Below are 13,786 nucleotides of genomic sequence, written 5' to 3'. Positions count from 1 at the left end.
TTTTATGATAAAATTGGAAGCGAATACAGGATGATGAGGCTGAATATGAATAGAAATAATTTAGAAAAATACATAATTGATCGTAATCAAGTTAAAATAATGTTTACTAATTCAATTCTTACTTTATCTGTTTTAACTTCTGAAATAATTCGCGTATTTCAAGACCGTGGTTGCAATAATAATTCTTATGCAATTGAAGAAAATAAGACCGAGGAAACGAGTTTTGAAGTTAAAAAAATAGATGATCATCTTGAACTGAAGACTTCAAAATTAATTATTAAAATTTATGATGATGAAAAAGTTGATGTTTATGATGAACAAGAAAATCCATTAATTATTGATTATCGTGGTAACCGGATTCCACTTGATCGGCAAGTAGACGCTAGCCATCAAAAATTAGCCGAATCTGAAGGACATGATGTAGCAACTAGTACAGAAAAGAATAGTCATTATTATGAACTAGTTAAGAAATTAGCAGCGGATGAACAATTTTACGGCTTGGGAGATAAGACTGGATTTTTAAATAAGCGGCACTATGCGTATGAGAATTGGAATACAGATAATCCAGAACCCCATTTGGAAAGCTTTACACGACTTTATAAATCTGTTCCATTTTTAATTGGCTTAAAAAATAATCATCCCTATGGGATTTTTTTCGATAATACGTATCATAGCTATTTTGACTTAGGAAAAGAAAGCAATAAGTATTACTACTATGCAGCTGATGATGGAAATATTGACTATTACATTATTGGTGGTACTAGTTTGAAAAAAGTTGTTGAAAACTATACTTATTTAACTGGTAGGACACCATTGCCGCAAAAATGGACTTTAGGTTATCAACAATCTCGGTGGGGATACAGCATTAGTGCTGAAAAAGTGGAAGAAATTGTTGATAAAATGCGTAAATATCATCTTCCATGTGATGCAATTCATTTAGATATTGATTATATGGATGGTTATCGTGTTTTTACTTGGCGGACGGATACCTATGACGATCCCAAGAAATTTATCAATAAATTGCATAAATTAGGTTTACACATTATTACAATTATTGACCCGGGAGTGAAAAAAGATGAAGCTTATCAAATCTATCAAGAGGGGCTTCAAAAAGGTTATTTCGTCAAAGCACTAAATGGGCAAGTTTATGTTAATAAAGTTTGGCCGGGGGATGCGGTTTATCCTGATTTTGGTCGTAACGCAGTTAGAAAATGGTGGGCAGAAAACTGCAAGTTTCTAGTTGATTTAGGCGTTGATGGTATTTGGGATGATATGAATGAACCAGCTTCCTTTAATGGAGAAATTCCTGAAAATATCATTTTTAGTGATGAAGATAAAAAATCAACGCATGGTAAAATGCACAATGTGTATGGCCATAATATGGCTAAAGCAACTTATGATGGTTTAAAGAAAGCAAGTGGCAAGCGGCCATTTGTGATTACTCGTGCCGCTTACGCAGGAACACAAAAGTATTCTACTGTTTGGACTGGTGATAATCAGAGCTTATGGGTTCATTTACAAATGATGATTCCGCAATTATGTAATTTAGGGATGAGCGGTTTTGCATTTGCAGGAACTGATATTGGCGGTTTTGGTGCTGATACCACACCTGAATTATTAACCAGATGGATTGAAGCGGCAATTTTTAGTCCACTTCTTCGAAATCATGCAGCTTTAGGAACACGTTCGCAGGAACCATGGGTATTTGGCGAACCAACTTTATCAATGTATCGTAAATATTTGCAGCTACGTTATCACTTTATTCCTTATCTTTATGACCTGTTTGTCAAAGAAAGTAAAAACGGGTTACCAATTATGCGGCCTTTAGTATTGAACTATCCCAATGATCCAAAGGTTAAAAATATGAATGATGAATATATGGTTGGTACGAAAATTTTAGTGGCGCCAGTAGTTGAAGAAGGAAAAGACTTTAGAGCTGTTTATTTACCGCAAGGTAAATGGATTGATTTTTGGAATAATGTTACGTATAGCGGAAACAACACGGTTTTAGTTAATGCTCCGCTTGATAAGTTACCTTTATTTATTAAAAAAGATACGATTTTACCTTGGGGAGAAGTGAAGGATCATATTTCATCTCAACCAGATGAAAAGATGATTTTTAGAGTTTTTGGCGAATATGGTAACTATCTGCATTATCAAGATAATGGTACAGACTTTGCTTATAAACATGGTGAATATAATTTGTATGAGATAAATGTTGATGGAAATAGAGCAAGTATTAATTTGAAAAAGCATGGCTATGAACCGGTTTATCAAAGAATTGAGCTTAGAACTATAGACAAGAAAATAGACTTTATTTTCAAGGATCAAAAGTATCTGCAAATTTGATAATAAATTAAAAGTTAGCGAATAAATCGCTAGCTTTTTTATTTAGGCTTAGCTTTTCATGAAGTTAGCTATGACTAATAATGAATGAATATGACTGATTTTGAAGAAAAATGATTGATTTTATAATTGGAAGCGTTTATCATATTAAACGAGGTGATGATGAACGATGCTGACTGAAGAACGTCAACAAGCGATAGCAAGTTATATTAATAATCATAGTATCTGTCGTGTTAATGAATTATGTAAGTTAACTAAGTCGTCAGAGTCAACAATTCGCCGTGACCTCATTGAATTAGAAAAACGTGGTGTAATTGTACGTGTACATGGTGGTGCACGTTCGCTGCAAGATTATTCACGCGATGTTGAACAGCAGGTTAGATTTAATCTTAATGTTGATAAGAAGCGTGAAATTGCTCGTTTTGCCGTAATCAACCATATTACTAGGGGAGATCATATTTTCCTTGATGCTGGAACGACAACATATGAAATGGTGTCATTTTTGCGAGAAATTAAGGATTTACATGTGTTAACCAATGGTGTTGATATTGCATTAGCATGTTTAGAGAATGGTATTCAGACTCGCTTGTTAGGGGGCGAGGCGAAGATTGAAACACATGCTGTGGTAGGTAACACTGCAATGAAACAACTACAGGAAATGAATTTATCTGTTTCATTTATTGGTGCCAACGGTTTAACAGCAGAGGGGCAATTTACTACTCCAGATCCAGCGGAAGCAGGGATAAAAAAGACTGCTATTGAACAAGCAAAAGAAGCTTTTGTCTTAATGGATAGTAGTAAAATTGGAGCGGCAAATTTTGCAAGTTTTGCACATATCAATGAGGCAATACTCATCACTAACCATTTAACAATAGGTAAGAAGAATCTTCTTCCTAAACAAATCAGAGTTGAGGAGGCTCGGTCATGATTTATACTGTTACAGTTAATCCAGCATTAGATTATGTTATGCAATTAAAAAAGGTTGATGCTGGTAGCGTTAACCGTTCAAATGATTGTCAATTTTTAGCTGGTGGCAAGGGAATTAATGTTTCGCAAATCTTAAACCAACTTGATGTTGATAATACCGCTTGGGGCTTTGTCGGTGGTTTTACTGGCAAGGAATTGGTTCGTCAATTAAACGTTAAAAAAATCGAAAGTGATTTTGTAACTATTTCTGATGATACCCGTGTTAATGTAAAAGTTCATGCTCAAAAAGAAACTGAAATTAATGCGGCTGGTCCAAAGATCGATGAACAAGAAATTACTGCATTTAAGGCGCGCTTGGATGATCTTAATGAAGGCGATATTGTTGTATTGAGCGGTAGTTTAGCACCAAGTTTACCAACAGACTTCTATGAACAATTGTTACCAACTATTAGAGAAGCCGGTGCCGAATTTGCAATTGATACAACTGGTGAAGCTTTACTTGCAACTTTGAAGTATCATCCATTGGTTATTAAGCCAAATCACCATGAATTAGCAGCTTTGTTTAATACTAGTTTTGCTGATGATAAAGAGATGCTTGAAGCAGCTAAGAAGCTTTTAGATATGGGAGCACAGAATGTCATGATTTCTATGGCTGGTGATGGTGCTTACCTAGTAACTAAGGATCATATTTACCATGCAAGCGCTGCTGTTGGTACTGCAGTTAACTCTGTTGGTGCTGGAGATTCAATGATTGCTGGTTTTGTAGGTACTTACTACAAGACTCATGATGTTGTTGAAGCATTAAAAGTAGGATCTGCTTGCGGCGGAGCCACTGCATTTACTGAAGACATTGCAGTTAAGAGTCAAATCGATACTGTTTTGCCACAAATCACAGTTGAAGAAGTAAAGTAGTTAAAACTAAAAAAGAAAATTAGGATAAGGAGTTACTTTCATGAAAATTGAAGATCTTTTAAGTCCTGATTTAATGATTATGGATCTTAAGGCTACTACTCAGGAAGAAGCAATTAAAGAAATGGCTGATCTTGAAGTAAAGCAAGACGTTGTGAATAACGAAGACGAATTCATTAAATCAATCTGGGCTCGTGAAAAAGAATCAACAACTGGTATTGGCGATGGAATTGCTATGCCACATGCAAGAAACAAATACATTAATCGTGCTGCTGTTTTATTTGCAAAAAGTCCTAAAGGAATTGATTATAATTCTCTTGATGGTCAACCAGTTCACTTGTTCTTTATGATTACAGCACCAGCTGGTGCTGATAATACGCACTTACAAGCATTAGCTAAATTATCTAGTTTGTTAATTAATCCAGATGTTGTGAGTGCTTTGAAGGCAGCAACTAAGCCAGAAGAAGTAATTGACATCTTTAAAAAGGCTGAAGCTAAAAAAGATGCTCAGGATAAGGCTGATGCTGAAAAGAGAAAAGCAGAAGCTGCAAAAGAAGCAGCTAAGCCTGCTAGTGAACAAAAGCCTTTAATTGTTGGTGTTACTGCATGTATTAATGGTATTGCTCACACTTACATGGCTCAAGAAGCTTTAATTAAGGCTGGTAAGAAATTAGGCGTTGATGTTCGAATTGAAACTAATGGTTCCGAAGGTGTGAAAGACAGACTTACTCCTGAAGAAATCAAGCGTGCTAAGGGTGTTGTTATCGCTTCTGATAAAAAAGTTGAAATGCCACGTTTTGATGGTAAAGAACTGGTGATGAAGCCTGTTGTTGATGGTATTAACCATCCACAAGAATTAATTGAAGACATCTTAGAAAATAAGGCTCCAATATATCACGCTGATAGTAGTGCTAGTGCTAACGATGATAGCGCTAAAGAAAAACAAGGATTATGGGCTTCTATCTATAAGAACTTAATGAGTGGTATTAGCCACATGCTTCCATTCGTTATTGGTGGTGGTATCTTAATGGCCATCTCCTTTATCGTTGAAAACTATATGGCTGGTGGTGCTAAGAACCCTGCATTTATTTTCTTGAACAGTGCAGGTAATTTAGCCTTTGCCTTCATGGTTCCAGTTTTAGCTGCTTATATTGCTGAATCAATCGGCGACTTACCTGCTTTGATGCCAGGTTTTGTTGGTGGTTACATGGCAGCCATTGTTAATGGAACTAACGGCTTACAAGTTAATGTTCAAGCTCATGCCGTATCTCCAGCAGGCTTCTTAGGTGGTATTGCTGCTGGTTTCATCGCTGGTTATATGATGATTGGCTTGAAGAAGTTGTTTGCTAAGCTTCCTAAATCTGTAGAAGGTATGAAACCAATGTTGATTTACCCAATCTTGGGCTTACTCTTCATTGCTTTGATTATGTTCTACATCATCAACCCAATCTTTAGTTCAATTAACTTTGCTATTACCCACTTCTTGAATAGTATGGGTACTGGAAACCTAGTAATTTTAACTTTAATCCTAGCAGGAATGATGGCTATCGATATGGGTGGTCCTTTCAACAAGGCTGCTTACGTCTTTGCTTCAGGTGCTTTTGCTAATGATCCGCATTCTGCAACTGCAGCTGTTATGATGGCTGCTGTTATGGTAGGTGGTATGGTTCCTCCATTTGCTACTGCAATTGGTACTACTTTCTTTAAAAACCGTTACACTAAAGAAGAACGTCGTGCAGGTGTTTCAAACTGGATTCTAGGATTCTCATTTATTACTGAGGGCGCTATTCCATTTGCTGCAGCTGACCCAGGTCGTGTCATTCCTTCCTGTGTAATTGGTTCTGCAGTAGGTGGTTTACTTGTTGGATTATGGCATATTCAAGTGCCAGCTCCTCATGGCGGATTATGGGTATCTCCATTATCTAATCACATTCTACTTTACTTTGTTGCTACAATTATTGGTTCTATTGTAGCTGGATTAATCATGAGTTTCTGGAAGAAACCTGTTTCTAAATACCCAGATGAATAAAAACAATTAAATTTTAAAAAGCAAGATTCCAATTTTAACGGGATCTTGCTTTTTTTGTGTATTAAATAACATATGAAAATTTTAATTTGTATAGGATTAAAATTATAGTATTTATGATACCGCATTATATATTGATATAATGCAGATAATATATAACAATCAAAGACTATAAATTCACACAAAAATCATAAATTGTACACAATTGGATCATAGATCCCCAGTATACTTACTTATTGTAAAAAATAAATATTATAAAAGGTGAAGTAAGCGATTACTATATAGGTTAATCGCTAGCATGAGAGCTATAACTTAATACTCACCTAATACTAGAAGTATGAGGGTAAAATTATGGTTTCCAAGAACAATTATAGTGAAAAAATGCGGAAAATTAGACCGCAAAAGCAACGCTTCTCTATTCGTAAGTTTACTGTAGGTGCTGCCTCTGTATTGATCGGGTTAACCTTCATGGGAGTTAATGGTCGAACAGTTAAAGCTGATACTACAGTTACTCAAGAAGAAAGTATAAATGTAACAAATGATGTAGCTAATAACTTAAAAGAAAACGTTGAAAATACGGTAAGTGTTGAAGAGCAAAGTGCAGTTCAGCATGTAGAACAAGCAAAAACAGCTTCAATAGAAACAAACAATGACGTTGAAAATAATGAAACTACTAATGAAATAAGTAGTGAAGTAGCTGGAAATAATGAATTTGTTTCTTCAGCAGAAACAAGTGCTGTAGAAGAAAAAGCAGCTAACGAAGCAACCACTTATGACGCTGAATCAACTAAAGACGAAACAGTAGTAAATAATACTCAAAATGTTGAAAACAATAGTCTTCAATCTACTGAAAGCATAGCAACACCTGTAGTTGAGAATAATGCTACTACCACTGTTGAAGAATCTACTCCAGTTACAGAAACTACTCCTGTTGAAACTGAAACGAAAGTTGAAAATGTAGTTTCTCCAATTGAAGAAACTGTAGTAGAAGAAAACAATCAAACTACCGTTCAAACAGATGTTAAAGAAGTTCAAAGTAAGGCTTCTGTGACTATTCCTGCAACAGATACAGATAAATATCCAAAAGAAGCAGGTGCTTTAATTGGTGACGATAAGTATATATATCAAATTTTAGATTTAAATAATACTGCCTTTTGGAATAGTAGCAATAAAAAACTTATTCTATCTGTAAATCGTAATGATTTAACTGATGAAAATCTCTATGCTTACGTGACTGATGCTGATTATAAAAATATGGTAGCTGAACATATCATTAAAGCAGGATATTTCAAGAAAATTGAAGTAAACAATAGAGACTTTTTAATTGTAAATAGTGGTAAATCTAATATCACAGTCGGCGGTAGTTCAATGCCTGTTGGTAATGCTACAACGGTTGTTGGTAGCACTAAAATTATCTATGGCCTAGGAAATATCACTAATTTAGATGCGAGCTCAGTAGGTGAAATTATTCCAGTTCATACTGAGGAATCTGTAATTAAGTACTACTACCACAATAAAGATGGTAATTTAGTTGAGATTCCAGGTACTGATAAATATCCTAATGTTAGTGTTTCTGGTTGGACAGGACAAGAATTCGTTATTGATAATGTTGACCAATACAAACAACTAATTGATGGTTTTTATTTAGATGGCTCAAATATCCCTAGTGGATCATTTACTGGAACTATCTCTCAATTTGGTGATGGTAGTTACTACAAGAAGGTTTACTACAGTTCTGGCAATAGAACAGAAGGTACTGTTAACCAATTAACAGTTGACTTCACTGTAGTTTACCGTCAAATTGATGCTACAGGTAAGATGGAAGTTCTTATGTATGACGGCAGTAATATGGATCGTGTGATTGAAAGTCATACTGTAGAGGCTGGTAAATCAGTTAAATTTACTCATAATAACTTTACTGCAAGAAATCCATTCGTAACTGACTCAGCTCATGAAGTACAGTTTATTTACAAGGACTTGGGTTCGATTATTCCAGTTGATGAAAATGGTAATCAAATTGGGGATGCTGTGAAGTTTAATAATAACTTAACTGACCCAATAAAGGCTGGTAGAACTGATGCACCAATTATTGCAGGATACATTGCTGATATTGAATATGTAATTCCTGAAAATCCAGGTGAAGATATCAAAGTAATTTATCGCTTACGTGAAGATGTAAAAGCTACAATTACGATTATTGATATGGACAATAACCGTAATAGTCTTGCTCAATTAAACGCTACTGGAAAAGTATATTCTCAAATTAACTTTGTGGATTTAGACACTACTCTTTCCAATTTGCTTGATAGTGGCTATGTAATTATTAGTAATAGCTTTAAACCTGGTACTCAATTTGGTGTTCATGATTTAAACTTTGAAATTCAATTAAAGCATGTCCTTGAAGCAGTTAATGAATCACAAACAGTTCAAAAAGATATTCACTATGTAGATACAGTGGGAAATGAACTACGTCCTTCAACTACTCAGACAGCAACTTTCACTGCTACTGGTTATCGCGATAAGGTAACTGGAAATATTGTCTTAGTTGCTGGTACTCAACAAGTAGGTAATGACTTAATTGCTACTGAGATTACTGATAAAAATGCTAGTCTAAAATGGACTGCGGATAAGACAACTTTTGAATCTCTTAAATCTCCAGATATCATTGGTTACACTACTAATCAAAAGTGGAGTACAGCAGATAAAGTAGAGCAGAATGAAAAGTTAAAGATAGAAAATATCATTTACGATAAAAAAGCTCAGGTAGGTACAATTATTTTCTGGGATGAAACATCTCAAAAACAACTTGGTACTACTGTCAATATTACTGGAAATTATGGTGAAGTTATAAATTACCAGGTTATTGATAAGGTTTTAGGTAGCATCAAGGATTACGAAAATAATGGCTACATTTTAGTGAATAATCCTCTAGGATATACGACAGTCTTTGGAGATGCAGACTATAACCCAGGCTGCAATGACTATGTAGTTACGTTAAAACATAAAATAGCTGAAAATTCACAAACTAAAGAAGTAAATCGTGTCATTACATATGTCTATGCTGATGGCCCTAATAAAGGTCAAACAGCTGCCAATTCTGTTATTCAAAAAGTTAACTTTATTGGAAAAGGTCAATATGACTTTGTAGATAAAGTTTGGGTTAGCGATATTGTTTGGACTGCAGAAGATGGCAATGCTAACTATACTTTTGCTCAAGTAAATTCACCAAAGATTTCAGGATACGGTGCAAATAGGTTGCAAGTAGAATCAGTTTTAGTCAGTGGTAATTCAAATAATATCACTGAAGAAGTTCTTTACTATGCAAACCAGCAAACTGCTCAGATTCAATATATTGATGATGTAACTGGTAAAATTATCGGTAGTGATACTGTTAATGGTAAAATTGATCACATTATTAGCTGGAATTTAAATCCTGAAGCTACACTTAAAATGTTTGAAAATAATGGCTACAAACTTGTAAGTAGTGATTACGAATTCGGTAAAGATTACTACTATTCTGCAGAAGATGCCAAAAACAGTTTTAAGGTTCACTTAACTAGAGATTTGATCATTATTGATCCTGAAGATCCAGATAGTCCAGTCTATGAATCAGAAGATTACAACAAAGAAGTAACTCAAGAGATCAAATATGTTTATGCAAATGGCAATGCAGCAGCTGAAAGTAACAAGCAAACCATTAAGTTTACTGCTTATGGAGTTGTAGATAAGACAACTGGAAAATATGTAGTTCTTGATGAAAACGGCAAAGTCATTATTGGCGATGATGGAGAACCGATTGAAGGCAAACTTGCATGGACTGCAGAAGTTGCTGATCCTAAGTTTACTGAAGTAAGCTCACCGATTATAACTGGTTATACTCCAGACAAAGCTAGTGTTTCTGGAACTAAAGTGACCCATGATCTGCCAAGTAAGGTAATCGTAGTTACTTATACTGCAAATGATGCCGATGCTAAAGTTATTTTTGTAGATAAGACAACTGGTAAAGAATTAGAAGCAGTAACCCTAAACGGAAAATACGGCGATGTTATCAATTACAGTACAGCCGACAAAATTAAATACTACGAAAACTTGGGCTATGAATTAGTTGATGATGGCTATAATGGCGGTAAATTTGGTGAGACAACTAAGACTTTCTATGTGACATTTAAACATGGTGTAGTTCACGTTCATCCAGAAAACCCTGGAAAACCTGGTGAAAACATTAATCCAGGTGGGGATGTTAAATATCCAACTGATTCTGGTGTTTTAAATAAAGATGTAACACATACTGTTCATTATGTTTATGCCGATGGCACAATAGCAAATCCAAGCCATACTCAGACAATTACATTTACAGGATCTGGTCACATTAATAAGGTAACTGGTGAATATGTAGAAGTTGATGAAGATGGCAACATTAAACTAGATACAGATGGTAAGCCAGTTCCTGGTAAATTGAACTGGATGGCTATGCTTGGAAATAGTTTCTTAGCTGTTACATCTCCACAAATTACAGGTCATACACCTAGTCACGTGCAAATCGACGGCGTTGAAAATGTGGCACATGATAGTGAAAACTATGTTCATACTGTAACTTACACAGCAAATGCCGCTAAAGCTGAAATTGTCTACGTTGACGAAACTACTGGAAAAGAGCTAGAAGTAGCTACAGTAGACGGCAAGTACAATGAAGAAATCAACTACAGCACAGCTGACAAGATTAAGTACTATGAAAGCTTAGGCTATGAGTTAGTTAAGGATGGTTATAATGGTGGCGAATTCGGTGAAACAACTAAGAAATTCTATGTAACATTCAAACATGGAACTGTAGTTGTAAATCCAGAAAATCCTGGAAAACCAGATGAACCAATTAATCCAAACGATCCAGAAGGGCCAAAATATCCAACTGATTCAGCTAACTTAAATAAAGATGTAACACATACTATTCACTATGTTTACGCTGATGGTACAACAGCTAAACCAAGTCATACACAAACTTTAACTTTCACAGGTTCTGGTGTGATTGATAAGGTAACTGGCCAATACGTAGAAGTCGATGAAAATGGCAACATTAAGTTAGATGCAAACGGTAAGCCAGTTCCAGGTAAGTTAACTTGGGTAGCCGAAGATGGTACAACTTTTGTCGAAGTAATTTCTCCAACAATCGCAGGCTACACTGCAGATAAGACTGTTGTGAATGCAATTGAGGGAATCAATCAAGATAGCAATCATCTTGAAACTAAAGTTGTCTACACAGCAAATGCTGCTAAAGCTGAAATTATCTACATTGATGAAACTACTGGTAAAGAGCTGGAAACAGTCACAGTAGATGGTAAATACAATGAAGAAATCAACTACAGCACAGCTGACAAGATTAAGTACTACGAAAGCTTAGGCTATGAGTTAGTTAAGGATGGTTATGAACAAGATGGTAAATTTGGATTAGAAACAAGCAGATACTATGTAACGCTCAAGCATGGTACAATTACTGTTACTCCTGATGACAAGTTCACAGAAGATGATCCAATTAATCCAGACAATCCTGAGGGACCAAAATATCCATTCGATTCAATTGCTTTAGATAAGACCATTACTCGTACAATTAAGTACGTTTACGCTGATGGAACTAAGGCAAAAGATGACGTGGTTCAAACTTTGAGATTCCGTGGTACAGCGGTAATTGATAAAGTGACTGGTGAGATCATTATTTTAGATGAAAATGGTAGAAAAGTTTCTGATGGAATTAAATGGGCTGCACTTGATGGCACAACATTTGTACAGGTTATTTCTCCAGAAATTGCTGGCTACACAGCCGATAAGAAAGAAATTGGCAGTGTTGAAAATGTAGATAGTGATACTGAGAATATTACTGAAACCGTAGTTTACAGTAAGAATCCTGAAAAGCCGGTTGAACCGAATAAGCCAGAAGAACCAACTGAACCTGAAGTTCCAGTAGAACCTGAGAAACCTGAGGCGCCTGAAGCTCCAGAAGAACCAGAGAAGCCAACTGAATCTGAAACTCCAGAAGAGTCAGACCAACCAGTTGAACCGCTAAAACCAGAAGCTTCAGAAAATAAACCAACTGAAGCAACAGAATCAGATAAATCTGACGCTGGCACTCTTCCAGATAATATTTCTATTGATACTACAGCTAAGAATGTCTCAACTGTAGAACATAAAGAAACTGGAAAAGTAGAAGCAGCAACGACTAATGAGGTTTCATTACCTCAAACAGGACATAAACATTCTAATGTAGGAATTATTGGACTAGGCTTAGCAACAATTGCGTCAATTTTAGGCTTAGCTGGCACTAGAAAACGTAAAAAGAATTAGAACTAAGCTAGTTGCATAAAAATAGTTTTGTGAAAAACGCTACCTCCGGGTGGCGTTTTTTAGTATAGTGGAGTGTGGATAATAAAAGTGGAAAGTGAGATTAAAAATGATTAAGCTTATTGCAACTGATATGGATGGTACTTGGTTAAAAGAAAATAAGACTTATGATAAGGAACTCTTCGAAAAAGAATTTCAAATTATGCAAGATCGCGATATTAAATTTGTGGTTGCGAGTGGTAATCAATATGAGAATATTTTTTCACGTTTTCCAAATTATAATCGGAAGATGTACTTCATTGCAGAAAACGGTGCTTTAGTTGCTCATGGGCAAGAGATTCTTAAAATTGCGGATCTATCTGATGAAGATTACGCTTTAATGTTGAAAATTGTTTCAAGCTTACCGTATCAAGCAGTTGTTGCGGGAGTAACTAGTGCTTACGTGAGAAAAAGTGATGGTGAAAAATTTGCTCAAGAAATGACTAAATTCTTTAATAAAATTCAAGTTGTTGATAACTTTAAAGAAATTGATGATCGTATTTTCAAAGTTAGCTTAAATGTTCCAGCTGAAATCATGCCAATAATTCTAGCTGAGTTGCGTTCACTTTATTCACAAATCGATTTTGTAGCAGGAGCAAGTACTTCAATTGATATGCAGACTAAGGGTATGAATAAGGCAGTTGGGCTTGAATATCTTGGTAAAAAATTAGGTATAAAGTCTAGCGAGATGATTGCTTTTGGCGATAGTGGAAACGATGAAGCAATGCTTAAATACGTAGGAACTAGTTTTGCGACAGCAACGGCTTTACCTGAAGCTAAAAAGGCAGCAAATCAAATTATTGGATCAAGTGAAGATTCAAGTGTGCAAAAGAAAATTCTTGAATTACTCTCATAATTAAATAAATTGAGATAGGTGAACGAGTTGAACGAACAAATTATTCGAGTTACCAGAGCTTTAAATCATCCCATTCGAATACAAATTTTGTATTATTTGAATGATCATCAAAAAAGCAGTGTAAATAACTTAGTTAAGCAATTTGATGTAAGCCAGCCAGCTATTTCTAGGCACTTAAGGATATTAGAAGAAGCTAAACTTGTTAAAAGTGAACAAGTTAAGCAAGAGCGTTACTATAGTTTAGAAGATAAACATGTGATTAAGATCTTAGACGTCTTAAGGCAACATGTTAAGGAGGATTTTTAGTTTAAAGCCCTTGAATAATTTCTGAGTTTGGGACATCTTTTTTATGA

7 protein-coding genes are annotated in these 13,786 nt (G+C 35.3%); all 7 read left to right on the top strand.

Annotation, left to right across the window (positions count from 1 at the left end; genetic code table 11):
- Nucleotides 1–45 precede the first annotated feature (45 nt).
- The 7 genes from LGAS_RS08495 to LGAS_RS08465 all read left to right on the top strand — a co-directional run bounded on the left by LGAS_RS08495 (nucleotide 46) and on the right by LGAS_RS08465 (nucleotide 13,739).
- Nucleotides 46–2,349 (top strand): glycoside hydrolase family 31 protein, encoded by a 2,304-nt coding sequence (locus tag LGAS_RS08495; RefSeq protein WP_031266044.1) that lies wholly within the window; start codon nucleotides 46–48, stop codon nucleotides 2,347–2,349.
- Between the two features lie 166 nt (nucleotides 2,350–2,515).
- The gene (locus LGAS_RS08490) at nucleotides 2,516–3,274 is read left to right on the top strand and encodes a DeoR/GlpR family DNA-binding transcription regulator (RefSeq protein ID WP_003656995.1); all 759 of its coding nucleotides are present in this window, start codon (nucleotides 2,516–2,518) and stop codon (nucleotides 3,272–3,274) included.
- Nucleotides 3,271–4,185, top strand: coding sequence for a 1-phosphofructokinase (gene pfkB, locus LGAS_RS08485; protein WP_003656997.1), 915 nt, complete (start codon nucleotides 3,271–3,273; stop codon nucleotides 4,183–4,185). The genes LGAS_RS08490 and pfkB overlap by 4 nt, the downstream gene beginning before the upstream one ends.
- Nucleotides 4,186–4,225: 40 nt before the next feature.
- Nucleotides 4,226–6,211: a PTS fructose transporter subunit IIABC gene (locus tag LGAS_RS08480; protein ID WP_003656155.1), complete on the top strand. Its 1,986-nt coding sequence runs from the start codon at nucleotides 4,226–4,228 to the stop codon at nucleotides 6,209–6,211.
- 348 nt (nucleotides 6,212–6,559) lie between these two features.
- Nucleotides 6,560–12,541: a mucin-binding protein gene (locus LGAS_RS08475; RefSeq protein ID WP_011678979.1), complete on the top strand. Its 5,982-nt coding sequence runs from the start codon at nucleotides 6,560–6,562 to the stop codon at nucleotides 12,539–12,541.
- A gap of 106 nt (nucleotides 12,542–12,647) precedes the next feature.
- The gene (locus LGAS_RS08470) at nucleotides 12,648–13,433 is read left to right on the top strand and encodes a Cof-type HAD-IIB family hydrolase (RefSeq protein ID WP_003656151.1); all 786 of its coding nucleotides are present in this window, start codon (nucleotides 12,648–12,650) and stop codon (nucleotides 13,431–13,433) included.
- Nucleotides 13,434–13,460: 27 nt separating this feature from the next.
- Nucleotides 13,461–13,739: an ArsR/SmtB family transcription factor gene (locus tag LGAS_RS08465; protein WP_020807075.1), complete on the top strand. Its 279-nt coding sequence runs from the start codon at nucleotides 13,461–13,463 to the stop codon at nucleotides 13,737–13,739.
- Nucleotides 13,740–13,786 lie beyond the last annotated feature (47 nt).

This window comes from Lactobacillus gasseri ATCC 33323 = JCM 1131 (assembly GCF_000014425.1).
Taxonomy (GTDB): Bacteria; Bacillota; Bacilli; order Lactobacillales; family Lactobacillaceae; genus Lactobacillus; species Lactobacillus gasseri.
Note: the sequence above shows the minus strand (reverse complement) of the source record. Positions and strands in the feature narration are given on the sequence as shown.

Bases quoted from the DNA above. Each gene is read 5' to 3' on its own strand.
- LGAS_RS08490 (WP_003656995.1), top strand. From the start codon at position 2,516: ATGCTGACTGAAGAACGTCAACAAGCGATAGCAAGTTATATTAATAAT.
- LGAS_RS08480 (WP_003656155.1), top strand. From the start codon at position 4,226: ATGAAAATTGAAGATCTTTTAAGTCCTGATTTAATGATTATGGATCTT.
- pfkB (WP_003656997.1), top strand. From the start codon at position 3,271: ATGATTTATACTGTTACAGTTAATCCAGCATTAGATTATGTTATGCAA.
- LGAS_RS08470 (WP_003656151.1), top strand. From the start codon at position 12,648: ATGATTAAGCTTATTGCAACTGATATGGATGGTACTTGGTTAAAAGAA.
- LGAS_RS08475 (WP_011678979.1), top strand. From the start codon at position 6,560: ATGGTTTCCAAGAACAATTATAGTGAAAAAATGCGGAAAATTAGACCG.
- LGAS_RS08495 (WP_031266044.1), top strand. From the start codon at position 46: ATGAATAGAAATAATTTAGAAAAATACATAATTGATCGTAATCAAGTT.